General features: G+C 63.5%; 18 protein-coding genes. 12 read left to right on the forward strand and 6 right to left on the reverse strand.

From position 1 onward, the window contains the following. The first annotated feature begins 147 nt into the window (after window positions 1-147). The gene (locus ACEN8I_RS11635; RefSeq protein ID WP_413328603.1) at window positions 148-1,422 is read left to right on the forward strand and encodes a cation:dicarboxylate symporter family transporter; all 1,275 of its coding nucleotides are present in this window, start codon (window positions 148-150) and stop codon (window positions 1,420-1,422) included. Here ACEN8I_RS11635 and ACEN8I_RS11640 read toward each other — a convergent pair. The 6 genes from ACEN8I_RS11640 to ACEN8I_RS11665 all read right to left on the reverse strand — a co-directional run bounded on the left by ACEN8I_RS11640 (window position 1,374) and on the right by ACEN8I_RS11665 (window position 14,284). Then, window positions 1,374-3,230: a peptide transporter gene (locus ACEN8I_RS11640; RefSeq protein ID WP_413328604.1), complete on the reverse strand. Its 1,857-nt coding sequence runs from the start codon at window positions 3,228-3,230 to the stop codon at window positions 1,374-1,376. The genes ACEN8I_RS11635 and ACEN8I_RS11640 overlap by 49 nt on opposite strands. A 45-nt stretch (window positions 3,231-3,275) precedes the next feature. After that, window positions 3,276-4,823: an argininosuccinate lyase gene (locus tag ACEN8I_RS11645; RefSeq protein WP_413328605.1), complete on the reverse strand. Its 1,548-nt coding sequence runs from the start codon at window positions 4,821-4,823 to the stop codon at window positions 3,276-3,278. Next, a complete protein-coding gene (locus ACEN8I_RS11650; protein ID WP_413328606.1) occupies window positions 4,810-8,733 on the reverse strand; it encodes a beta strand repeat-containing protein in 3,924 nt (1,307 codons plus the stop codon). The genes ACEN8I_RS11645 and ACEN8I_RS11650 overlap by 14 nt, the downstream gene beginning before the upstream one ends. A gap of 10 nt (window positions 8,734-8,743) precedes the next feature. Continuing rightward, complete coding sequence (locus tag ACEN8I_RS11655) at window positions 8,744-11,791, reverse strand: ShlB/FhaC/HecB family hemolysin secretion/activation protein (protein ID WP_413328607.1); 3,048 nt, start codon at window positions 11,789-11,791, stop codon at window positions 8,744-8,746. Between the two features lie 143 nt (window positions 11,792-11,934). Beyond that, entirely contained in the window at window positions 11,935-12,936 is a 1,002-nt protein-coding gene (locus ACEN8I_RS11660; RefSeq protein WP_413328608.1) for an alpha/beta fold hydrolase, read from the reverse strand. Window positions 12,937-13,357: 421 nt separating this feature from the next. Beyond that, window positions 13,358-14,284: a LysR substrate-binding domain-containing protein gene (locus tag ACEN8I_RS11665; protein WP_413328609.1), complete on the reverse strand. Its 927-nt coding sequence runs from the start codon at window positions 14,282-14,284 to the stop codon at window positions 13,358-13,360. Window positions 14,285-14,396: 112 nt separating this feature from the next. Between ACEN8I_RS11665 and ACEN8I_RS11670 the strand changes: the two genes are divergently transcribed. The 11 genes from ACEN8I_RS11670 to ACEN8I_RS11720 all read left to right on the forward strand — a co-directional run bounded on the left by ACEN8I_RS11670 (window position 14,397) and on the right by ACEN8I_RS11720 (window position 23,356). Continuing rightward, window positions 14,397-15,446, forward strand: coding sequence for a Gfo/Idh/MocA family protein (locus ACEN8I_RS11670; protein ID WP_413328610.1), 1,050 nt, complete (start codon window positions 14,397-14,399; stop codon window positions 15,444-15,446). A 10-nt stretch (window positions 15,447-15,456) separates the two neighbouring features. Beyond that, on the forward strand, window positions 15,457-16,266 hold the full coding sequence (locus ACEN8I_RS11675) for a sugar phosphate isomerase/epimerase family protein (RefSeq protein ID WP_413328611.1): 810 nt from the start codon (window positions 15,457-15,459) through the stop codon (window positions 16,264-16,266). A gap of 1,387 nt (window positions 16,267-17,653) precedes the next feature. Beyond that, the gene (locus ACEN8I_RS11680) at window positions 17,654-18,061 is read left to right on the forward strand and encodes an ACT domain-containing protein (protein ID WP_413328612.1); all 408 of its coding nucleotides are present in this window, start codon (window positions 17,654-17,656) and stop codon (window positions 18,059-18,061) included. Between the two features lie 56 nt (window positions 18,062-18,117). Further along, a complete protein-coding gene (locus tag ACEN8I_RS11685) occupies window positions 18,118-19,125 on the forward strand; it encodes a FecR domain-containing protein (RefSeq protein ID WP_413328613.1) in 1,008 nt (335 codons plus the stop codon). Between the two features lie 32 nt (window positions 19,126-19,157). Then, a complete protein-coding gene (locus ACEN8I_RS11690; protein ID WP_413328614.1) occupies window positions 19,158-19,760 on the forward strand; it encodes a cytochrome c oxidase assembly factor Coa1 family protein in 603 nt (200 codons plus the stop codon). 34 nt (window positions 19,761-19,794) lie between these two features. Continuing rightward, window positions 19,795-20,325, forward strand: coding sequence for a hypothetical protein (locus ACEN8I_RS11695; protein ID WP_413328615.1), 531 nt, complete (start codon window positions 19,795-19,797; stop codon window positions 20,323-20,325). Next, complete coding sequence (locus ACEN8I_RS11700; protein ID WP_413328616.1) at window positions 20,297-21,046, forward strand: energy transducer TonB; 750 nt, start codon at window positions 20,297-20,299, stop codon at window positions 21,044-21,046. The genes ACEN8I_RS11695 and ACEN8I_RS11700 overlap by 29 nt, the downstream gene beginning before the upstream one ends. Before the next feature lie 133 nt (window positions 21,047-21,179). Continuing rightward, window positions 21,180-21,650 carry a hypothetical protein gene (locus ACEN8I_RS11705; RefSeq protein WP_413328618.1) on the forward strand — a complete coding sequence of 157 codons (471 nt, stop codon included), beginning with the start codon at window positions 21,180-21,182 and terminating at the stop codon, window positions 21,648-21,650. 126 nt (window positions 21,651-21,776) lie between these two features. Continuing rightward, on the forward strand, window positions 21,777-22,187 hold the full coding sequence (locus ACEN8I_RS11710; RefSeq protein WP_413328619.1) for a hypothetical protein: 411 nt from the start codon (window positions 21,777-21,779) through the stop codon (window positions 22,185-22,187). Window positions 22,188-22,297: 110 nt separating this feature from the next. Then, window positions 22,298-22,960 (forward strand): hypothetical protein, encoded by a 663-nt coding sequence (locus ACEN8I_RS11715; RefSeq protein ID WP_413328620.1) that lies wholly within the window; start codon window positions 22,298-22,300, stop codon window positions 22,958-22,960. 87 nt (window positions 22,961-23,047) lie between these two features. Further along, the gene (locus ACEN8I_RS11720) at window positions 23,048-23,356 is read left to right on the forward strand and encodes a hypothetical protein (RefSeq protein WP_413328621.1); all 309 of its coding nucleotides are present in this window, start codon (window positions 23,048-23,050) and stop codon (window positions 23,354-23,356) included. Window positions 23,357-23,438 lie beyond the last annotated feature (82 nt).

Raw genomic sequence — 23,438 nt, forward strand, 5'->3', positions numbered from 1 at the left:
GGAGTATTGCATCCGGATTTTATGTATATGCCCTCGGAACCGGGTGACGCCTTCGCGTCTTTACACTCGCCGTCCATCCCAAAAAATCCACCGTACGGCGCGGCTTGCGAAGCCCCGCGGCTGGATCACCCGTAGACTGGGCGGTCGATGACCAGAACCAGAAAAACACTTCTCCATCCCATCGCGCAGATGGCCCTGGCTTTTGCCGCGGGCATGCTGCTGGGGCATTTCTTCCCTGCAGCCGGCGTGCTGATGAAGCCTCTTAGCGACGGCTTTCTGCGCCTGGTCGGCATGCTGATCGGCGTGCTGATTTTTTGCCTGGTGGTGTCCGGCATCGCCGGCATGCGCAACCAGCTGCAGGCCACACAAGTGGGCGTCAAGGCCTTCTTCTACTTCGAGACCATGACGATGCTCTCGCTGGCGGCGGGCATTGCGGGCGCCCTGCTGCTGGCGCCCGGCAAGGGCTTCGCACCGGTTTTTGCCGCCGAGGCCGCGCAGCACGCGGCCCCCGCGCCGGCCACGCAAAGCGCGAGCGAATTTTTGCTCGACATCATTCCCTCGACATTCACCGGCGCCTTCACCGGCAGCAGCATTCTGCAGGTCCTGCTGCTGGCGCTGCTGACAGGCATCGCGCTGGCGCGCGTGGGCGAGCGCGGCCGCGGCTTGCTGGAGCTCATAGAAGGCGTGCAGCAAGTGTTCTACGGCATTGTCGGCATGGTCCTGAAGCTCGCGCCGCTGGCCGCCTTCGGCGCGGTGGCCTTCATGATAGGACGCTACGGCATATCCTCGGCGCTGCCGCTGCTGCACTTTCTCGCCGCAATCTACCTCGTCAGCATCCTGTTCGTCTTCGTCGTGATGGGCCTGGTCGCGCGCGCCGCCGGCTGCAACATCTTCCGCCTGCTCGCCTACGTGAAGGAAGAGCTGATGCTGGTCTTTTTCACCAGCTCATCGATTGCCGCCCTGCCGGGCCTGGTCGAGAAGCTGGAAAAAATGGGCTGCGCCAAACCGGTGGTGCGCCTGATGCTGCCGGCCGGCTACAGCTTCAACCTGAACGGCAGCAATCTTTACATCGCGATGGCGGCGGTCTTCCTGGCGCAGGTGGCGCATGTCGACCTGGGGTTCTGGCAGCTGCTGACGCTGCTGGGCATCATGATGCTGACGTCCAAAAGTGCCGCCAGCGTCGCCGGTTCGTCCTTCGTGGCCCTGACCGCGACGCTGGCCAGCCTGAACCTGATTCCCTTGACCGGCATGGTCTTGCTGCTGGGCGTGGAGCGGCTGATGAAATGCCGCTCCCTCACCAACGTGATCGGCAATTGTGTGGCCTGCATCGCCGTCTGCGCCTGGGAAAAAGCGCTGGACCGCCAGGCCATGCATCAGGCCCTGTCGGGCGCGGACCTCCCGGCCGCCGCCAACCAGATCTGATGCAGGCGATCGCCCAGGCACTCTGCGCGACCTTCGAATAAGGCGCCCAAACACTCGGGCCGTTCCAGCCGCTGATATAGCGCGGCCCGCTCCGCGTAAACGTCGGCCATGCGGATGGCGGCCGCGACGTAGTCCTCCACGCCGGCGGCAATGCTCCAGTCCGGCAAGCCCAGGCGCCGGAACAGGGCTTCATCAATGTGCTCGAACACCTCGGGCCCCGTCTTGCACACGCCGGGCAGGCCGACCGTCACCGCGTCGGTGATGCCGTTGGTGTTGCCGAAAGGGAAAGGGCTCAGGAACATGTCGCAGCGGCTGAAGATGGCGAGATAGTCCGGGTAAGGCTGGTGGGCGTAGACCTCGGCGTCCGGCAGGTAGCGGCGTATCACCCTTCGCACCTGCGGATAGATCAGGCCGGTCGCCTGCCCGATCAGGAAATGAAAGCGCACCTGCTTGCGCGAGCCGGCGCGTATCTTCTGGCAGGCCAGCAAAAACTTCGGGTTGAGCTTCATGGTGGTCGAGGCCACGGCGATATTGACGACGGGCGAGTCCTGCCGCCGTGGCCGTTCCAGCGAAACCTCGATGGCGGACGGCCGGTAAGGCTGCCCGTCCTTGGGCAGGCGCAGCAGGGTTTCGCTGAAGCAGGCCGGGTCGCCGACAAAGTCGTCTTCCACGCTGACGTAGTCGATGCGGTCGGAGTGCGTGGTGGCGGGATGGCCCAGCGCGGCCACCTGCACCGGCGCCAGGCGCTGGTTGGCCGCGAACATGGTGATGGGAAACATGCCGACGCTGGGCATGTAGAACACGGCGGGCTTGAGGGCGCAGGCCAGCGTGTGCAGCTGACGCAGGCAGGCCATCATGTCGTTGGGCGCCTCGAAGTCCACGACCTCGTCGAACACCGCCCGGCCCAGCTCGTCGATATTGCCGGGATAGGCGACGGCCACCACGTAGAAATGCCGGCGCGCGGCCTCCATGCTCCTGGAGTGTGTGCGGTAAATCGAATGCCCGCCGGAAAACCACTCGAGCAGCACCAGCATGACGGGCTTGTCCGTGCTGGCAGGAGCCAGGGTGAGGGGCACGCGAGCCAGGCCCAGCGCGTCGAGCTTCTTGCGGATCAGGCGGTTGATGGGGCGCTTGATCTCATGGCGGCCGGGCAGGTCGGCGTAGCTGCAATGCATGTACACGTCATGCAGAATGCCCAGCGGCAGCAGGTCCAGGGTATCGATTTCCTCGAGATGATCGGGCAGCCAGGCCAGCAGCGCCTCGCGTTTGGAGTGCGCGGCGGGCGAGCCGAGAAAGCGCGGCGAGAGCAAGGCCGTGAACAGCGCGGCCGCCAGTTTTTTGTTTTGCCGCCACAACAGTTCGGCGTCCAGTGGAATTTCCGATTCGGGCGAATACAGGATGCAGAACTTCACCAGGTCCTGCTCGCTCACATGAAACTCCGGCGCGCCCGGGCCCAGGAAGTTGAGCGACTTCAGGATGTGGTCGCAGTGGACGAAGGCGCTGGCGGCGAACAACGCCGAGAGCCAGCGCTGGAAGTTGATGAGCTGGCCGAAGCCGTTTGGCGTGACGTGAAAGCCCGGGTCGGAAAACAGGGCCGAGATGGCGCTGGTGATGCGGGTCAGACCGTGCGCGTCGCGCTCCTGCGCGCCCACGGCGGCCGACAGGCTGAGCGCGAAGTTGCCGTCCAGGTTGCCGTAATTCCTGTCTATGAGCAACAGCAGCTTGACCAGCTCGCGCGCGGCCGGCTCCTGCTGCCGGGAGTAGCACAGGTATTCGAAGTTCTCGAGCGAAAAAATATCCTCAACCATGGCGCCCCTCCAGCAACGCCAGTATCACCGTTGCCGACGCCAAGCTCACTGGAACAACCCCGAAAAAGTGCGGTCCAGCTTCTGCTGGGCCAGCGCGAGTTTTTCTTCCTGTGCCTTGAGCCAGGCGGCATCCTGCTCCAGCCGGCGCTTCTCGGCCGCCAGCATCCTGGCGGTCTCCGCGCGCTGCGGGCCGCCCAGGCCCTTGCTGGAGGCCAGCATGTTCTGCGCGGTCAGCGAAACCCGGTAGCGCTCTTCCGTCAGCGGAAATTCGGTTTTCGGGAAGTCGAAGGCCTTCACTGCATCGGCATACAACTGCTTGACCACGTCAAAGGGAATCTCGGCGGGCTTGAGCTTGTGGGCGCGCCCATGATTGACCAGTTCCGAGGCGAAATGGTGGCCGACACGGAAAGGCACGTCGGCCTCGCGCTGCAGGATGTCGGCCAGCTCGGTGGTGGTGGAATAGTCGGCCTCGACTTCCTGCAGGGCGCGGCTGCGGTCGATGACGAGGTTGTTCATCACGTCGGCCAGCTTCACAAAGGCATCGGTCGTGAGTTCCAGGGTTTTCTCGACCTGGTCGCGCTTGTAGTCGGGCATGCCGGACGTGACGTTGTGCGCCTCCAGCTGGTAGGTGAAGGCGCGACCCACCGCCTCGCTGGCCTGCAAGCGCAGCGCGTTAAGGGCATAGGGGTTGCGCTTTTGCGGCATGATGCTGCTGGTGCCGGTGAGCCGCCCTTCCTGGAGGGTGATCCAGGGAGCGGCCTGGTGGTACTGGGTGTGCATGTCCTGCACCAGCACGCCCATCATCAGCGCCGCGTTGCTGCACAGGCCCACCAGTTCCACGCCCTGGTCCAGCGCGCCGAGCTGGGCCGCGTCGTAGGAATTTTCCAGCGCGCCGTCAAAACCCAGCAGTTCCGCCAGACGCTCGCGGTTGACCGGAAAGCTGGAGGTGCCGAGCGCGCCCGCGCCCAACGGGCTCAGGTTCAGGCGCGCATAGGCCTGCTTGAGGCGCTCGCTGTCGCGCCCGAAGACAGAGGCAAAGGCCAGCAGATAGTGCGCGTAAGTGGTGGGCTGGGCCTGCACGCCGTTGGTGTAGGCCGGCACGATGGTGTCCAGGTTTTTTTCGGCCACGGCCAGCAGTTGCGCCTTCGACTGGATCATGGCGTCCATCAGGGCCAGCGCTCGCTCGCGCTGCATCAGTCGCCGTGTGGTGGACAGGATGTCCTGGCGGCTGCGGCCCGAATGCATGCGCGAGCCGTCGGGGCCGGCCAGCGCCAGGATCAGCGGCTCGTACTGCAGGTAGTCCCCCGGGCGTTTGGCGCCGGGCTGGTTTCCGTCCCTGATCACCTGGTCGACCGCCCGCGCGATTTTTTTGCCGAGCTCGGGCGGAACGATCCGGGTCTCCACCACCATCACGGTCGAGGCCTTGTTCATCTCGCCGAGGAAATGGAAATTGTCGTGCTCGGCCTTTGCGGAGGTTTTGTCTGCGGCGATAGCCGCGCCGCACAGCGATGCCAGCAGCAGCGCAAGCAGCACCAGCCGCCCGGTGCGGCGCGGCGGCACGAAGCGAATGGTCGCGGATTCAAGGCGTCGCATCGTCTTTTCCTGCCGCGGATGCATTGAGATTGGAGCCGGGCGACAGCACGGATATGGTGAGCCTGTCCGTGCCGGCGCCGGGGGGTGGTGCCATGGTATCGCCCGCAAGCGGCGCCATCCAGTCACCGCCGGCCATTTCGGTCTGCAGCGCGGCGGTGGCGCCGGCTGACGCCGCGCTGGTCAGGCTGTTGTTCATGGTGCCGCCCAGGCTGCGCAGCACGGTGCCGGAGCCGGTGGCGGCAATCGTCGTGACATCCGAGGACTGGCTGAAGGCCTGCCCGTTGGGCGCGCTGGCGCTGATGAGCAGCAGGCCGTTCTCCACCTGCAGCGTGTTGGTGCCGCCGTCTATGCGCACGCCGTAGCTGCCGCCCGAACCCGAAATGCGCAGGCTGCCGTCACCGCCCGTGCTGACGGTGTTGAAGGCATTGGTGCTGCTGCCGACGATGGAGAGCCCCTCGCCGGAGCCGGCGGTCGTCGCCTGGATGTCGATGTCGCCGCTGCCGGAGGTGATGCTGACGCCGTTGGCGGCGCCCGAGCCCGCGCTGCGCAACAACACCGCCGGAGCGGCCGAGGCCGCGCCGCTGTTTCCCGTGACCGAGAGCTTGCCCGACACCGTGGAGATGGCGGCGGAACTGGTCGCCGTGGAAGGGTAGAGGGTGACGCCGCTGCCGTAGCTGGAACTGCCGGCCACGCTCACCGTGCCGCCGCCGGTGGCGCGTATGACGTTGTTGCCGGTCAGCACGCCCACGCCGTCGCCGTAGACACTGCTGCCGGTGATGGCGAGCGCACCGTTCTCGACACTGACCAGCGCTTTGCCGCCGCCGTAGATGCTGACGCCGTTGCCCTGGTCGGCGGCGTTGCCGACCAGCGTCACATTGCCCGCGCCCGTGGTCTGGATGCGGTTGGTGACGTTCAGGATGGCGATGCCGTGGTCCAGTTCCGCGGTGTTCGGCGAATGGAAGTTGCCCAGCAGCGTGATGTTGCCGCCCTGCGAGGCGATGTTGTTGACCGAGTTGGTGCTCGAAGCGCTGCCGCCCAGCGAGATGGCATCCGAGGTGCCTATGGAGTCGCCGCGGAAAGTGATGTCGCCGCTCACGGTGGTGACGTTGACACCGTTCGAGTTGCCGGTGGAGTTCAGGAAGATGCCGTAACCGCCGAAGCTGCTGGTGCTGTTGCCGTTGACGGCGATGGCGCCGCTGCCGGTAGTGATGTTGATCGCCGCATTGGCGCCGGAAGGCGCGATGTCGACGCCGCGGCCCGAATAACTGGTGCCGTCCAGCGTCAGCGCGCCCGACTGCGTGCCCAGGTTGATGCTGGCGTAGGCGCCGCTGGCGTCCAGCGACACGGCCTTGAACGAGCCGGTGGTCGGGTTGACCACGCTGTTGTTGGCCAGCAGCTTGAGCGCGCCGGCCGTGCTGCTGATGTTGACTCTGGAGGCGGTGGCCGCGCTGGCGCCGCTGCCGGAGCTCAGCAGCCCCAGCGCGGGCGTGGTGCCGCCCGAGGTGTTGCCGGCCACCGTGATGTTGCCGTCCGAGAAGATGCTGATGGAAGATCCCGAGCCCGTCGAATTGAGCACCGTGCCGTAGCTGCCGGTGCTGCTGCCGCCCAGCGTGATGGCCCCGCCGGCCGTGGCATTGAGCACCACGCCGCCGGTGCCCGAGGCCGCCAGGTAGACGCCGCGGCCGGCGCCGGCAAAGCCGTTGGAATTGGCCTGCACCGTCAGGTTGCCGCTGCCCACGGTGAGTTGCTGCGAGGAGGTGCTGGCGGTCGAGCAGATCAGCACGCCGAAGCCGGTGGTCGCATTGCCCCTGATCGTCAGATTGCCGGAGCCGCTGGCGGCCATGGTGTTGTTGGTGCTGAAAATGCGCGTGCCGTTGCCGCTGCCCAGGTTGGTGCTGTCCACGGTGATGGAGCCGGCGCCGCTGGTCTGCACGTTGCTGCCGCCGGTGAGCACAAAGGCGTCGCCGGTCGCGCCGGCGATGCCGACGTTGGCCACGATGGAGATGTTGCCGCCGCCGGCATTGAGCGTGGCGCCGGATATATTCACCGCGCTGCTGGTGGAGCTTGTCGAGGTGGAGGCGCCGCGTATCGTGATGTTGCCGCCGCTGGTGCTCAGCGAAGCGCCATTAAGTGCCACGCCAGAGGCGCTGCTCTGGTTGGTGGCGGCATAGCCGGTCAGCGGATTGCTGCCGCCGCTGATGGTGATGGCCCCGCCGTTGGTGCTGATGGTGCTGCCCGTCAATGCCACCGAACCGTTGCCGGTATCGCCGTAGTTGGAGACCAGCGAGACGTTGAGGCTTTTGCCGGTGCCGTTGGAAATGGTGCGGCCGCTGCCGATGATGATATTGCGGTGCGCCTGCAGGGTCAGCGAGGCATTGCCCACCCCCCTGACGTTGTCCAGCACGTTGATGTCGCCCGAGGTGCCGCCGACGGCGGAGGTTTGGACTATCACATTGGCGCCTTCGGACAGCGAGGCGTTGAGCACCGCCGAACTCAGGTTGGAGCTGGCCGCGCCGCTGGAGGTGAAGGGCGAGCTCGAGGTTGCGCCGACGCTTGCCGTACTCGTGATGTTGATGTTGTAGGGGTCGATCAGCCAGGTGCCGCCCTTGCCGGAGGCCGCGCTGATATCCACCGAACCTGTCGCGTCCAGGTTGTGGCCCGAGGTCTCGACCAGGCCGCCGCTGCCGGTTTGCCCGCCCCCCAGCACGGTGATGCTGCCGTGAAAGCGCGTGCTGTCGGTGGACCACAAAACGACTTTGCCGCCGTCGCCGCTGTTGAGCGCGTCGGCGCTGATGCGGGCGTCTTCGCCCATGTAAGTCCCGACGGCCTGGCGCTCGGTGCCGCTGCCCTGGTAGTTGCCGCCCACCAGCACGGTGCCGCCGCCGGCATCGCCCGAGGCGTCGATGCGCGCGCCGTCAAACACGCCGACGTACTGGCCCAGGGCCTTGAAGCTGCCGCCGGTCTCGCCGGCGCCGCGGCCCGAGACGTCGACACGGCCGCTCACCGCGACGACACCCGCGCCGCCGCCGTCGAGCAGCACGGCGCCGTTGCGGCGCTGCAGGCTGGTCGCCTCGATCACGCCCTCGTTGTTGACCACATTGGACAGCAGCGCGTCGCCGGAGCGCGCCGACATGACGACCACGCCGCCATTGGCCTTGAGCAGGCCCTGGTTCACCACACTGGCGCCCAGCGAAGGGTCGCTGACCTGCATGTTGATCAGGCCGTCGCCGTTGAAGTCCAGCGTGATTTTCTCGCCGGCGCCCAGCATCACACTGCCCAGCCGCGCGGTGATGCTGCCTTCATTGCGTACCTGCGCGCCCAGCAAGGCCACGTAGCCGCCGTCGGCCGCGACGATGCTGCCCTGGTTGATCACGGCGCCGCCCGCCCCACCCGTGCCAACGGCTTCAAACCGGTTGTTGCCGGCCATGAAGTTGGCGTCGGAGAGGTTCAGCGAGCTGGCCACCAGGCCGCCGACGTTGACCGCCGAGCCCTGGCCGAACAGGATGCCCGAGGGGTTGATCAGGTAGACCTGCCCGTTGGCATTGAGCTGGCCCATGATCTGCGAGGCGTCGCTGGACGTGACCCGGTTGAGCGCCACCGACGAGGCCGAGGGCTGCGCGAAATTGACCTTGGCCGCGCTGCCGATGTTGAAGGTGTTCCAGGTGGCGGCCATGCGGTCGCTGCCCTGCACCACGTTCATGACGTTGCCGCTCTGGCTGATGCTGCCGCTGCCGGCCGTGACCTGGCCACCGGTCGGCAGGGCTCCGGGGTCCAGCGCATACACCCGCAACGGGTAGATGCTGCACAGCGCCGACAGGATGGCGGCCGTCAGCGGCTTCAGCGGCGTCAACGCCGGGCGGGTTTTGCGCGCCGAACGCATGGAAGAAGCGGGGGAAGATTTGTGTGTCATGGCGAGCCCCTCAGAATGTGTAGTTGATACCGACACCGACCGCGCGAATCGTGGTGCCGACGCCGGAGGTACCGAACACGCCGGCGACGGCGTAGTTGTAGTTGGCCAGCGGCTGGTTGCGCAGCACCACGTACTGGCCGAAGATCCTGAGCTGCTTGCTCCAGTTGTAGGAAAAACCGATCGCCTGGGAGGTCGCGCCCATGCCATCGGTCGAGCAGTTCACGCCGTTGCCGGAAATCATGGTGCAGTCGCCCGCGAAGGCCTTGGCATGGCTGGCGCGCAGTTGCCAGGCGCCTATCTTGTGGGTGACGCCGACCATGTAGGCGCGGCGGCGGTAGCTGGACATGTCGCTGGAGGTGACGCTGGTGTTGACGACGCCGGACTCGGCGTAGCGCAGCTCGTCGGCGATCAGCGAGACCTTGGTGTCGCCGAAATCGTAGGCCACGCCGTAGCGCACGCTGTAGTCGTCCGACGTGGTGCCCTGCGTGACATGGGTATTGGTGCCCACGCCGCGCGCGTTGCGGCCCAGGCTGGCGATGCCGAAGTAATTGATGTGCTGCTCGGCCGCCACCACGGCGGAGAAGCCGCCGTTCTCATAGGACAGGCTGCCGCCGTAGAGGTAGCCGGTGTCAACATCAGGTGCGGCCTTCATGCCGTTGTTCGAATACGCCAGCTTGAGCTGAAAGCCCCCCATCTTGGGCGTCCAGTAGCCGTATACGCCGGCCTGGCGGCGGTTGAAGGCGGCATCGTCGTTGTTGTTCACCGCCGCCGTGCCCACCGGGCCCGAGTTACGGGTGATGCTGGTGGCAAAACCCGGGGAGCCGATGATGTTGTAGTGGGCCGCGCTGGTGGTGGCGCCGAAGGGGTCGAAGGAGGTTGTGCTTTCCTTGAGCGGCATGTCCCAGTTGCCGTACATCGCGGTGCCGGCGTCGGGATGGGCGACGGCCACGCCGGTGTTGCGCAGCTCCTGCCTGTGCGTCCAGTCCGGCGAGGCATCGACACCGGCGGCGCCCGCGCTCAGCGACAGGCCGAGCTCCAGCTGCCACAGCAGCTTCCACTGCTCGTAAATCGGGATGCCGCCGCGCGCGCCTATATAAGAGACGTTGTCGCGCGCGCGCCAGAAACCCGACATATTGCGCCCGTTGGGCGTGGCCAGCTTGCTCTGGTCGGCGGGCGCCGCGGGCGTGGAGTCCGAGCGGCTCACGTATTCGGGGATGATGCCCAGCGAGCCGTAAAACAGCATGCCGTCCTGCGCCTCCTCGAAATCCTCGCCTTTGTTGCCGCCGCTGCTGCTGGAGGCCAGGCCGGTGAAGGCCTGGGGCGAACCCGAGACCGACAGCCACAGGCGGCGCGCGCTTTTCGGTTCGCTGGTCGGGTTGACGCCGGGCGATATCGCCAGGCTCGCGTTGAACACCAGGTCCTTGTTGTAGACGTTCAGGCCCACGCCGTAACCGTAGCGGCTGGCGCGGTTTTCGCTGGCGTCCCAGGGTTTTTTGTTGATGGTCACGCGCCCCGCGTCGGCGAACAGCGCGCCTTCCACCACCGAGTTGCCGACGACGCCCAGGGTCTTGCGCAATTCCAGCCGGGCCAGCATGCCCTGGTCGCCCGCGGCCTCGCCGGCCGGGTAGGCGCGCACGCCATTGGAGCCGCCCAGGCTCATTTTTTCCGATGCGTCCAGGTTCTTGTCGGCGTACTGCGCGCTGACGGAACCCAGCAGCGAGAAGCCGCCGCCCAGCTGCTGCAGGCGGCTGTAAGACAGGTTGAGTTTTTTGTAATCACCGGCCGCATTGGCCGTGAAGCGGTCCAGCGCGGCGTCGTTGGCCGTTTCTTTTTTCAGGTGGCCCATGCCCACACGCGCATTCCAGCTGTTGCTGGCCGGCGCGCCGGTCAGAGCGTCTCGCCAATCGCCCGACAGGCCCGCGCTCAGCACATGGGCGGATTTGTCGACGGTGGTGCCGCCTGTGGTGTCCTGGAAATGCCGGTATTCCGCCGCCAGCGAAGCATTGACGTTGGCGCGCCGGCTGCGCAACAGCGCGGCGTTGAGGAACAGCGTGCTGATGCGGGCTTCGCCGCTGGCCTGGACCTCCTTGAGGTTTTTCCCGATGTTGTACTGCAGGCCCGCGAAGTTCGCGCCCACCGTCAGGCCTGTCGTTCCCAGGGGCTGCTGATAGCCCACGCCGGCGATGCGCAGGCCTTCAAAGGTTTGCTGGGTGTTGAAGCTGAAGCTTTCGCCCATGCCCAGCGCATCGTTGAGGCTCAGGTTGGCGGACAGGCGATTGGCGCCCGTGTAAAAGCTGCCGCCGTTGTCTATGCTCACGCGCCCGGTGATCGCGCCCATCTCGCTGACCTTGACGATAACGTCGGTGGCGCCCGGCTCCGCCGACGGGCGCAGCACCGCCTTGACCGTCACGCCGGCGATGTCGGACAGGCGCAGCAGCGTGTTTTCCAGGTCGCTTTCCTGGATCACCTCGCCCGGCTGCAGCCCCGCGAGGTGCCGGCCTATCAGCTCCGGGTCCAGGCGCACATTGGTGTCGGGCTCCGCCACCACCCGGCCTATGACGCCTTCACGGATGCCGAGGGCGACCACGCCGCCCTGTATTTCCTGGGCCGGCAGATAGGCGCGCGCCACCAGGTAGCCGCGCGCGCGATAGTAGGCGGTGATCTTGGCGGCGGCCTTGCCAAGCCCGGCGAAGTCCAGCTCGCGGCCGACAAACTCCTGCAACTGGCCCTGCAGTTCGGAAGCCGGCAGGGACCGGTTGCCGCTCAGCACAAAGCCCGTGACCTGCACGCCCGGCCCGCCCGCGGAAAGGCCCTGGCCTTCGTCGCTGCCTTCCGTTTCTTTCTCGATGCGCGCGGGGCGCTGCACCGTCGCCGGCGCGCCGGTGCTTTCCGTGGGCGAGAGCTGCTGCCGGTTCGCGTCAAACAGGGTGCCGGCGCTGGGCGGTGTTTGGGCCTGGACAGCAAATGGCACGGTGAAGGGCGCGGCGGCCAGCATCGCGCAGATCTGCGATGCGAGGATTTTTCGCCGGGGCGCGGCAAGGCGTGAGGGTTCCATCATGTTGTCGTTTTCTGTCTTGTTGTTGTGTTCACACCGTCGGCGCTTCTTTTGTTTTCTGCTTGAGCCCGCGTTTCGGCGTGTCCTCTGTTTTTCCCTGTATTCCCTGTTTTCCCTGTGTGTCCTTGTGCTGTCCCAGCTTTTCGCTAGTGGCCGACGGCCGGGAAAATTTTTGCGGCGACCTCGCGCGATTCAAAAATTTCGGCTGCTTCGTGGCCCGCGTCCGGCACCACCACGACGGCGCGCGCCACGGGCGTGCTCCACTTGCGGGCCAGAAATTGTTCGTAGCGCATGTAGTTCCTGTGCCGGTTCAGGCGGTCCGTGCCCTGCATGGCGGCACCGCAGGATTTGTCGAGCGATTCGTAGGCCGGGTCGTTGTCCTGCGCGCCCACCAGGTAGAGGACTTCGCGCGCCGCATATCGCTTGAACAGCTGTTCGCCGTCCAGGCCCTGGCCGTAGGGAACCATGTTGGCCAGGCCATAGCGGAAGTTGTTGTAGCCGGGGCAGAGAATGCTGTTCACCGGCTTGAAGTCGTCGCCCTCGGGACGGTTGGCGTCCAGGTACAGATAGGAGGACGGGCTGGAGACCACATAACGCACGCGTATGCCCGCCTTGCGCAAGGCCTCCTCGCTGTTGTTCAGCACGGCATAACGCTGCATCAGCTGGCCGCCGGCCGAGTGGCCGATAAATACGAGTTCCTTGAGCATGGGGAAACGCTTGTCCGCGCTCAGGTAGCGGGCGATGTCGTCGAGCACGCCGCAGGAGTTGATGGCCTCCTTGCCGCGGGACTCCTGGCACTGCATCCAGTTGCCGCCGCGCCAGAGCGGGATCCTGCCGTCCGGCGACGGGTCCGACGCCGTCAGGAAATGCGGCACCAGCAACACGGTGCTGGATGCGTCCAGCCGCGCGGCCTGTAGCAGCCCCAGGCCCACGCCGAAGTAGCGGTCGGCGTCGCGCTGCACGCCATGCACAAACACCACGGCGCGCTCGATGCCGGGGGCCGGCCGGCGCAGGTCGATATTGGAATAGACCGCAAAGGGATAAGCCGCGCCGGTGGTTTCCAGGTCAATCACCTGCTCCCCGGGCGGCTCGCCGCCGGCCTTGTCTGCGGCGGCAAAAAGGCGCACACACAGAAAGGCCAGCCCCATGGCCACCACCACTTGTAACCACCTATTGCGAATGCACGTCATATCGAATCCCATCCTGTCGAAAACATGTGCAGCGAAAAGGCTTCACGCGGCGTGCCCGGATGCCGGTTTCCCGGCTATCTGCGGCACAAGTGGATCAGGGATCCAGCGTTTCCTTGACGATCTTTTTGCGAGCGGCCGGGAGTGGCGATCTGTAACAACTTGCAAATCCCAGCGCTGTTTTCGGCGATTCTAGGAAGGCATGTGCCGCATGTAAAATATCTTGATTCGCGATACTTGATACTTTTAAAGTATTCAAAGAGGCGCATCTCTCCCCTCCCATCGAGCGGGAAACCGGCAAACGCCACGCGGGCGGGGCATGCAGCCGAACTAAAACGTGTGAAAAAGCTGCGGGCCGCCAGGGACGGCCTCGGTTCGCGGTCTAGGCGGACCGCAGCGAGCGCGCGCCTATCTGCAGCGCGTGCGGCCCCCGCACCAGTTGCTCCTTGAGGAACTCGACGCAGACCCTGACCTTGGCCGAGCCGGCCGAGCGGGTGCTGGTCATGGCCCAGACATCGGCCGGCTCGTGGTGTGTGGGCAGCACCCTCACCACCCGGCCGTCGCGCAGGGGCTGCGCAACATCCCATATCGACAGCAGGCAGATGCCCTTGCCGTCCACGCTCCAGCCTTTCACCACGTCGCTGTGGTTGGAGCTGAAGCGGCTGGTTACCTTGACCGACTCCGGCCCCTTGGGCCCCATCAGGCGCCAGGTGCCGAAGGGCTGCTCGCGCTCGCGGTACAGCAGGCATTCGTGTTCCGCGAGTTCGGCCACCGACTTGGGGTGGCCGCGCTGCGCCAGGTAGACGGGCGAGGCGCACAGGATGCGCCAGCTCTCGACCAGGCGCTGGGCGATCAGCTGCGGCTGGGCCGGCTCGCCGACACGGATGTCGAGGTCGAAGTTCTCGCTGACCAGGTCCACGCGCCGGTCCAGCAGTTCGAGCCAGACCTCGATGCGGGGGTAACGCGTGCCAAGCAGAGAGAGTATGGGCGCCACATGTTCGCGGCCCAGGTGCTGGCTGGTCGCGATGCGCAACTGGCCCGAGGGCTCGCTCTTGGCGCTGCTGAAAGCCTCGGACATCGCGTTGGTGTCATCGAGGATACGCCGCGCCCACTGGTAGGCGCGCTCGCCGTCCTCGGTGATCACCACGCGGCGTGTCGTGCGGTGGAACAGGCGCACACCCAGCTGCGACTCCAGGATGCCTATGCGCTTGCTGATGTGCGCCGGCGTGGTGCCGACCTCCAGCGAAGCGGCGGCAAAACCGGAGCGACGCACCACCTCGCAAAACACTTGGAGATCCTTCAGGTCCATGGCCTTGATTATCAACAGCTCGTTGAATATGACTCAACTATTTGTCAGTTGTAGATATTTTTGTTGTTACTAGACTCCAGCTCAACAACAGCCCTCACCCAGAAAAGGACCCATGAGCAGACTCCCCATCGCCGTGATCGGCGCCGGCCTGATCGGCATCACCCATATAGACCGTGCGCTCAAAAGCCCGGACGTCCAACTCACCGGCATCGCCGACCCGACACCGGCGGCCGCCGACTTCGCGCGCTCCATCGGCGTCCCCTGTTTCCCTGACTACCAAAGCCTGCTGGCCGAAACCAGGCCCAAGGGCGTGATCGTCGCGACGCCCAACGTGACGCACGCCCAGATCACGGTCGACTGCCTGGAGCGCGGCGCCGCGGTGCTGGTCGAAAAGCCCATCGCCGACACCCTGGCCGACGGCCGGCGCATCTGCGAAGCCTCGCGCGCCACCGGGCTGCCGGTGCTGGTGGGCCACCAGCGCCGCCACAACCCCATCATGCGCAAGGCCAAGGCCATCGTGGCCGCCGGCACGCTGGGCCGGCCGGTCAGCGCCACGGCGATGTGCACCTGGCTCAAGCCGCGGGACTACTTCGACGTGGCCTGGCGCCGCAAGCCAGGCGGCGGCCCCATCCTGATCAACCTGATCCACGACATCGACCTGATGCGGCATCTCTACGGGGAAATCGACAGCGTGCAGGCCCTGGCCTCCAGCGCGGTTCGCGGCTTCGAAGTCGAGGACACCGCGGTAGTCGCGCTGCGCTTTCGCAACGGCGCGCTGGGCACGGTCACCGTGTCGGACACGGCGGCCGCGCCCTGGAACTGGGACCTGGCGGCGGGCGAGGCGGAGCGCTTCCCGCGCCAGGACATCAACGCGCATTTCTATTCAGGCACCGAAGGCTCGCTGACCCTGCCGCGCCTGGAAGTCTGGCGCTACCGCCAGGACCAGGGCCCGGCCCAGGGCTGGCACGACCCGCTGACCATGGAACGCACCGCCTTGCACATCGGCTGCCCCTACACCGAACAGCTACGCCACTTCGCCGCCCTCATCGAGGGCCGCGAAGCGCCCGTGTGTTCGGCGCAGGACGGTTTCCGCACGCTGGAAGCGACGCTGGCGGTGACGAAGGCAGCAACGACGGGACGCGCGGTCGCGCTGCCGGCTTGAGGGAGACAGCGTGACTCCGCTGTCTCTTGCCCATCTCACCGTGCTGGACGTGGCGCCGCCCGCCTTCTTTGATCTCGCGGCCCAGGCCGGCTATCAGAAGGTCGGCATACGCGTCTTTCCCGTCGCGCCCGGCGGCACGGCTTATCCGCTGAGCAGGCCCACGGTCATCGAATGGCGCCGCCGCCTGGCCGATGCCGGCGTCGGCGTGCATGACGTGGAGTTTCTCTCGATCGCGCCGCAGCTGCGTGTGAACAACTACGCGGCGACCCTGGCGCTGGCCGCCGAACTTGGCGCAAAGCGGCTCAGCGTCTCGGGCGACGACGCGAACTTCGAGCGCCTGGCTGAAAACTTCGGCGCGCTGTGCGACCTTGCCGCCGGTGTCGGCATAGGCGTGGACCTGGAGTTCATGCGCTTTCGCATCGTCGGCACGCTGCCGCAGGCCCTCGACATCGTCAAGCGCGCGGCGCGGCCCAACGGCAGGCTGCTCATAGACCTGCTGCACCTGTACCGCTCCGGAGGAACCGCCGCCATGCTGCGCGATGTTCCGGCCGCCCTGCTCGGCTCAGTGCAGCTGTGCGACGCGCCGCTCAGGGATCCTACCGATGCCGGCATCACGGACGAAGCGCGCCAGGGGCGCTTGTTCCCGGGCGAAGGCGAGTTGCCGCTGAAAGATTACATGGATGCCTTGCCCGCCGACATCCCTTTGTCGGTGGAGGTGCCGGCCGGCAAGACACATCCGGAGCTGGGACTGCCGCAACGCGCCGCGCGGGCCTGTGCCGCGTCGCGGGAGCTGCTGAAGTCCTGGCGGCCGTCGCGCTGATTCACATGCGGGGTTATCCCTGGAAACATAACTGTGCCGCCGCGATACGTCGAACGCGGACTGCGGCCGCGACAGGGAAATGGCCGCACGTTCAGGCGGCATTAGCTACAGCGAGCCTATACCGCCCGCCACCCTGCGTCACGCACTGGTCACCGACACAATTACTCCTAAGCACATTGCGCAGATGCGGGCCGCGCTTGACGAAGCACCCTTGAGCGTGCCATCTGCGGCCGTGGCTCAAATGGAGTTGGAGGACGGTGAGCCACCCAAGGTAATGTGGCAGAGAATGCGCCAACTGGCAGCGGTAATGGCCTGTACCCGCGATATCTGGTCTTGACTGTCCGCCTAGAATCGGTATGCGGGGTTTGGTTCCTTTTTTATCGACCTGAGCGAAACTCAAAATGGGCAATAAGTCTTTTAACAACAGGCACTTGACTGGATTTTCAGCAGCCAGGCTGTACGGCAGGGGCGATGTTATACCGCAGACCTTGCGGTATACATTACGTTAGGCGCCCGAATGAACCGATCTGTCCGATTCGCGGTGGTCTATGTCGTGCTTAGCGTAGTGTTGTTCCCAGTCACGCTGCTTCTCGTGCTTCCACACTTTCCTGGCACTGCCCTCGGTTGGCTGGCACTCATCGTATTGCCTGTGCCGCTAACCGCAGCCGGAGAATGGCTGTTTCAGTACAGGGAAATTAAGTGGTTGCGTCCTGTAGATGAGTGGGCAGCCGGGAGCGCCGCGTCACCATATCGCCTGGCCGTCGTCATTGGTATCGTTGCCCTGGCGGGAAGTCTTGGGTTGGTCGCAATGTGGTTAGCAGCCTAGGCAGCTACGAGTTGTTTGCTCGCTATGCAGGCGCCTAGCCCTTCCATCAACCGGACGTCCAACGAGCTTCGCCCGTCGGCCACCGATTATGTCAAACGTTAGACCGCACGGAAGCCATGTCCCGATCAGACGTTATCCCCGAGTTTCAGCGGCGCCGAGCTCTAGCGCAAATTCGAAAATCGCGCGCGGTGTGGTTCGTCCTGGCGTTCTTTGTCGGCATGGCAACTTCGCTTGTGCATGGCGCGCGCTTGCTTCCGTTCATGATTTGCAGTGGCGCAATTGTTGGTTTTTTCGGTACGCATCTATGGGCCCAGAATACATTCCGGTGCCCTAGCTGCAATCGCCAGCCGTTCCCGCGAGCGTGGCTGGTAGCGCGCCGTAATAATGTATTTCCGAGCGACCCTCTAGCCTGTCCCCATTGTGGAGTACGTCTGAAGTGAGTGCACTGATCTCTATCCACCGTCGGCGCAGGTCTAACTGGTCAATCGACACGGACGCACGAGTGCCTCCGGCTACTCCGCGGCCATTCTTGTGCGCCGGTCATCTCCAACGTCAGGCGTCGTGAACACCCCCGTCTCTGACCTCGCAACACTCTTGCGCACCATGGAGCCGGTGCTGCACGAGGGTGTGTACGTTTACTCCGTCGTTCCGGCCAACACCGAGCTGAGTTCTGTCCAGGCAATCGCAACGTTTCAAGAAGCCGAAGGCACGACGGTCATCACGTCAGAGGCCGAAGCGCTCAAAGCCGATCTGCCGATCCTGTTCCGCGCCGCCTGGATCACCCTCAAGGTCCACTCCGATCTTCAGGCAGTCGGTCTGACGGCAGCCTTCTCACATGCACTGAGCAAGGTCGGCATCAGTTGCAATGTCGTCGCAGCGGCCTACCATGACCACATATTTGTTCCCGTCGAACGGGCGCAGGAATCCTTGGCACAACTCAGGGCGCTGCAAGAGGCGGCCTCATCATGAAATGCGAGTCCACCGCTGCGACGCCGAACGCTTGAGATCAAACCAGAACTACACCTATGAACCTGTCCCCGCTTCTTTTCCGCCGGCGCATGCTGGCGAGTCTCGTATCGTTGACGACGGTGATCTGGTGGCGCAACGGGTCCGCGCAAGTGGGCTCGGGAGGAACTGGCATTACTCAAAGCATTGGCAGTGCTGATTTGGTGGTGGGTGAGGTCACTTTGCGCAGGGCCGGGCAGCAACCAACAGGCATGGTGAAAGGCGCCAAGCTGCTCCAAGGCGACCTCATTGAAACCAGGAACGACTCTGAGGCCCACGTTGCGTTTGACGATGGTGGCTACCTCGCCATACGACCGAACTCGACTGTCCGGATAGCCCAGTACGTCGTTACAGGCGATGCCACAGACCTGGCGACAATTGACTTGATCAGAGGCGCATTGCGATCGGTGACCGGGTGGATCGGCAAGCTCGACGCGCCGCGTTATCGAATCACCGCCAACACTGCCACGATTGGGGTCAGAGGCACCGATCACGAAGTGGTACTGGTACAAGCTGGAGATACCGCAGGCCTTGAGCCAGGGGTCCATAACCATGTCAACGAGGGCGCGACCACTTTGCGCAACCAAAACGGAGTCGTGAACATTGCGTCCGGCACGGCCGCTTATTCGCCGAGTTCAGGAGCGCGACCTTTGCGCCATGCAGTCGTCCCTGGTATTTTTGAACGCCTGCGTACACGACAGGAAAGCGCGATAAACAACCATGCCCAAAATATTCGCCAGCGCATGGAAGAACGTTTGCGCGAACGTGGAAAACTGCGCTCCAACGAGCGTTTCGAGCAGTTCCGGCAGCGTCAGCAAGCTCTTCGCCAGGGACGGGCGGACCTCAAGCAGCCGGGAAACAACACCGGCCAATCCCGGGCCGCTGAGGTATCGAAAGACAGACAGGCAGCACGACAGGCATTGCGGGAACAGCGGCAAGAAAAAATTCGGCAGCAGCAGGAAAGCCGGGCTCAAGAACGGGCGGGCCAACGAAAGAAGGCCGGCGAAAAACGTCGAATCGAAAAATGATCATGCGAGCATTACCGCTTGAGGGAGATCGTATGGAGAACACATCGGGCCAGGGTGCAGCAGCGACCGTCCCCGCAGACATCGATAAGTGGAACTGGGGAGCGTTCCTTCTGAACTGGATCTGGGGTATAGGCAACAACACATTCATCGCGTTGCTCATGTTCGTGCCCTTCGTCAACGTGGTCATGATCTTCATCTTGGGAGCGAAAGGCAGTTCCTGGGCCTGGCGAAACAAGCGCTGGGACAGCGTTGATCAATTCAAGGCCATGCAACGGCGTTGGGCCAAGTGGGGCGTAGCCGTATGGGTAGGCGCTATCCTAGGGTGTGTTGCCTTGTTCTTCACGATCGCCGCTTCTTTTAAGAGCTCCGAGGCCTTCAAACTTGCGATGGTCAAGCTGGGTGCAGACGAACAGGTATCTCAGCTCATAGGAAAGCCCATGTCGGCAGGCATGCCTATGGGCAGCATCGAGGTGTCCGGCCCGCGCGGTAGCGCGAGCCTGTCGTTCACCGTCGAGGGACCAAAGGGCAAGGGCACGGCCTATGTGGAGGCGGTCAAGGATCTTGGGCAATGGAAAATCGAGCGCATGGCGTTCGAGCAGGAAGGCACAGGGCGCCGAATTGATCTCGCTCAGTGATCCAACCCCTCCATTGAGTCGAACGTAAAACCTCATGATTCGTCGCGGGTCAGGTCAGGTCGACGGCTTCGAATGGCTGCAACTGGACGGCGCTGTCCTGTCGTTCGCGCACATCGTGTCCGGGCTCTGCGAAGACAACCATCTTCTGATCTCCTGCTTTGATTCCGGCCCCATATATCCGTCGGATGAGGAGCAGTCCATTGGATGGCGGTCGCTTCCTGCCGGCATGCTGAGTCCGCCTCTGCATGCCGGCTTGACGCTCCCTTCGGAGCAATATGATGAGTGGTGGGTGTTCGAACTCGCGCAGCAAGCCGAAGCTCTTCCTGCATACGATTGCTTTGTCAACCGCACCGCTTGGACACTCCGTACTTTGGAGGAAATTGAGAGCGCGTACGATCCGACTTGGGAACGAGGAAGGTTGGAGTGGCTTGGCGTGATGCAGGAGCGCTTCTGGTCAATGGTGCGCTCCTATCGACCGGTTGCCTACATTGCGGACGGCGACTCTTTGATCGTCGCATCTAACAGCAGGAGGTTGCTTGAAGCGTTTCAGAGGCATGATGTTTAACTGGTCGTTCGGCATGCACGCCCAGCGGCGTCCGCTCCCTGCGGTCGCACCTTTTCCCAGTCGCCGGCCAACTCGGCGTTATGCCGCAAATGTCCTGAGTGTCGTCTGCGCCATCTTCGTCAGCGCGCCCATGGCGGCTCCTGCGGAGGGTACGCGCCATCCCAGCGCCGTTTCCATCGGGCCTGGTGCGGAGCAGACAGAACGAGAGATCGCCGCGCTTAAGCGCAAGCGAAGAGCTCAGCTCGAAGCGCTCAAAAAGCAGCTTCAGACGCTGCCGCCGCCCCCTGAGCGGCGGGACGGCGAGCCATCGCACGTCACGGAGAGAAGAGAAAAATACTTTGAATTCCAGCGCACGCTGGCGGAGATAGAGAGACGCATCCTCGTTGAGGAACGCACAACCGTTGGTTGGCAAAAGTCAGTCGACCCAGTGGTCCGAAGCTACTACGACAGAGTTCGTATCCGGATTGAATCTCAAGGCAACAAGGACTTCCCAAAGGAGGAAGGCAAGTCTCTGTACGGGCGCGTCGAAGTCTCCTTTGAGGTTCTGCCGCAGGGCACGATCAACAACATCGTCACCGCCCAAGCAACGTCGGAAGCCTTGGCTGCCCACGCAGTTCGAATTATTGAGGCGGCGGCGCCGTTCGAGCCCTTTCCTCCTGCCTTGGCCAAGAAGTTCGATCGAGTGGTTATTAGCGCTCCCTTCAACTATTCCAAGGAGTAGCGATGCGGCATAAGCTGTCAATCGGCACGGACACACAACATCTGAAGGCGGCTTCGTGCATTAACTTCAGAACGAAGCACGCCGTTGTCGCCAGTTCATCACCAACATCAGGCACCCTCACCCCACTGACGCCATGAAACACGCTCTTCTCGCCGCGCTTCTCGGGCTGCTCACAACCTGCAGTCTTGCCGCCGGTCCAGCGTTGGCGCCAAACGCTCCGAAAGACAATCCTGTTCGCGCCAAGTCGGCGGCGGACATTGACAAGGCAATTGCGCCGTACATTGCCCAGGCAAAAGCCTCGTATCCACAGGCCAAGCAGCGTTTCCTCATCGGCGTCCCGAAAGGCCAATCCTTCTTTCTCACGACACGTCTCTTCGATCGGAAGGGAAATGTGGAGCAGGTCTTTGTTGCGGTGCAGAGCATTCGCAACGGCCTGGTTGAGGGAAGGATCTGGAGCGACATCGAGCGCGTTGAAGGTTTCCGCCACGGCGACGCATACTTTTTTCACGAGGCAGCGATGATCGACTGGCTCATTACCAAGCCCGATGGAACGGAGGAAGGTAACTTCGTCAGAAAGTTCCTCGATACTTACTCCAGCAAGTAAGCGCCGAATGCCTGACGCTTCCATCGACTTTCATCGAACTGCCTACTCCAGAGAACCGGGGCATGCAGCCATGCATCTAACCTTAGACTCTTTTTTACATTCAACGCACTGTGTGGGAGGCCATGAATGAGCTGGGATGTCTCGCTATACAAATTTACGCGGTCATACAAAATCATCGAAGAAATTCCAAATGACGAAAAGCTGCTAGCTCTGGGATCGCTACGCGAGGTCCAGGCTGCGGTGTCCTCAGTCTTCCCCGGCACCAGCTGGAGCGACCCTCACTGGGGAATCTACGACAGTGAGTTTGGCTCGATCGAGTTCAACATCGGGAAGGAGGAGCCGGTGGAGGGCCTGGCGCTTCACGTGCGCGCGAGTGATGCCATCGTTGGCGGCATTCTTCAGCTGTGCGGGCTCATGGGTTGCCAAGCCATAGATATGACCGACAGCAGCTTTCTGGACCAGTCGGAACACCCGGCGGCGGGCTTGCAGAAGTGGCGGGAATACCGAGACCAAGTCGTTGGCAACGATGCGGTTTAACCTTTCCTTCAAGCGGACGCCTTCCGGCCTGCTTCGTGCGTTTCCAGTCGCGACTCATGTTCAACCAGAGCTGGAGAACGGAGCGCCCACGCAAGGTAACGTAGCAGAGAATGCGCCAACTCTGGTGGGAAGGGGCGCCTGAAGACAGTCATTTGGTCGGATTGAAAGCCGGACCAGTCCTACAATCGGCCATGCGCCTCAGAACCATCATCATCCTATCTATCACGCTGCCCTTGGGCGCATGCGTCTCCTTCAACAATTTGAAATCTGCGGGAGAGTTGCGCACCTCTCCCGATGAGGGCGTTGTGATCATCGGTGCTCCCGCAGGAACCAAGCTCGTGGTTCATAGCGGAAGTGCTGAATCTGGAAAATTCGTAGCCGACGGTTTTCTACCTGATGGGATCATCGGGACCGCCGACGACGGATTCCTTGTTCGCAAGCTACGCATTCAGAAGCCCGGTCGAGGTTACGCCCTTGTCTCGATAATCTCTGACAAGAGCTACTCTGCCAACTGTGGGCAGAATCTTGCAATGTTCACGGTGAAGCCTGGAGAGATTCAGTACATCACGACCTTTGCTTTCAATCCGTCGGGAGATCGAGTTGGCGTTAGCAATACATCTGATTTGCCTTCGGCCGCAGGCTACATAAAGGCAAAGTTCCCTGAGATTGCGCGGGAAGTCATTCAAGGCGACGTCGGAGTCATTGAGCAGGGTCGCTGCCAAAGCGGAGGCGGCGTCAACTACATCCCAATCTACATGCCACGCAGGCGCTGATGCCTGACCCCTCCGTCAAGGGGACCGGCCTACGGCATCTACAAAGTTGAGGGGTATGCGGAAACCCGCGATGCAATCATCTGGGTTATGTTGACCGCGCCGAACTTCAAATATGGCTTGTCGCTCGAACAAGTCTTTGCCGGCTTGAGACATGGTTTTCAGTCAGTACGGCCCAAGTTGAAAGATAGTGGGCGTATTGAGCAATGGGAGGCTTCGCGCCAGAAAATGCAACCGGCCTACGCGTTGTTCGCAAATGGCAACTTTCCTCGGGGGACAAAGATACTGCAAGAGGCCCAGGAACTTTTTACGACATTGCGCCGGATCAAAGGCAAGGCTGTGTCGCGCCAAGAACTGGGTGATACCGAGAACGCTGCGAATCAACTCGACGAGCGGTAGAGGTGGTTGCTCTACCGCACGCTGCTCGTCCAGCGATGCATTCAGCTTAGTGCACGCCCTTTACATGCTGAATTCGCTCCCC

Origin of the sequence: Polaromonas sp. CT11-55 (assembly GCF_047303325.1) — a bacterium.
In the GTDB taxonomy this organism is placed as follows: domain Bacteria; phylum Pseudomonadota; class Gammaproteobacteria; order Burkholderiales; family Burkholderiaceae_C; genus Polaromonas.

Excerpts from the sequence above, each read along its gene's own strand:
- ACEN8I_RS11635 (WP_413328603.1), top strand. The coding sequence starts at position 148 with ATGACCAGAACCAGAAAAACACTTCTCCATCCCATCGCGCAGATGGCC.
- ACEN8I_RS11640 (WP_413328604.1), bottom strand. The coding sequence starts at position 3,230 with ATGGTTGAGGATATTTTTTCGCTCGAGAACTTCGAATACCTGTGCTAC.
- ACEN8I_RS11645 (WP_413328605.1), bottom strand. The coding sequence starts at position 4,823 with ATGCGACGCCTTGAATCCGCGACCATTCGCTTCGTGCCGCCGCGCCGC.
- ACEN8I_RS11650 (WP_413328606.1), bottom strand. The coding sequence starts at position 8,733 with ATGACACACAAATCTTCCCCCGCTTCTTCCATGCGTTCGGCGCGCAAA.
- ACEN8I_RS11655 (WP_413328607.1), bottom strand. The coding sequence starts at position 11,791 with ATGATGGAACCCTCACGCCTTGCCGCGCCCCGGCGAAAAATCCTCGCA.
- ACEN8I_RS11660 (WP_413328608.1), bottom strand. The coding sequence starts at position 12,936 with ATGGGGCTGGCCTTTCTGTGTGTGCGCCTTTTTGCCGCCGCAGACAAG.
- ACEN8I_RS11665 (WP_413328609.1), bottom strand. The coding sequence starts at position 14,284 with ATGGACCTGAAGGATCTCCAAGTGTTTTGCGAGGTGGTGCGTCGCTCC.
- ACEN8I_RS11670 (WP_413328610.1), top strand. The coding sequence starts at position 14,397 with ATGAGCAGACTCCCCATCGCCGTGATCGGCGCCGGCCTGATCGGCATC.
- ACEN8I_RS11685 (WP_413328613.1), top strand. The coding sequence starts at position 18,118 with ATGAACCTGTCCCCGCTTCTTTTCCGCCGGCGCATGCTGGCGAGTCTC.
- ACEN8I_RS11690 (WP_413328614.1), top strand. The coding sequence starts at position 19,158 with ATGGAGAACACATCGGGCCAGGGTGCAGCAGCGACCGTCCCCGCAGAC.
- ACEN8I_RS11695 (WP_413328615.1), top strand. The coding sequence starts at position 19,795 with ATGATTCGTCGCGGGTCAGGTCAGGTCGACGGCTTCGAATGGCTGCAA.
- ACEN8I_RS11705 (WP_413328618.1), top strand. The coding sequence starts at position 21,180 with ATGAAACACGCTCTTCTCGCCGCGCTTCTCGGGCTGCTCACAACCTGC.
- ACEN8I_RS11710 (WP_413328619.1), top strand. The coding sequence starts at position 21,777 with ATGAGCTGGGATGTCTCGCTATACAAATTTACGCGGTCATACAAAATC.
- ACEN8I_RS11715 (WP_413328620.1), top strand. The coding sequence starts at position 22,298 with ATGCGCCAACTCTGGTGGGAAGGGGCGCCTGAAGACAGTCATTTGGTC.
- ACEN8I_RS11720 (WP_413328621.1), top strand. The coding sequence starts at position 23,048 with ATGTTGACCGCGCCGAACTTCAAATATGGCTTGTCGCTCGAACAAGTC.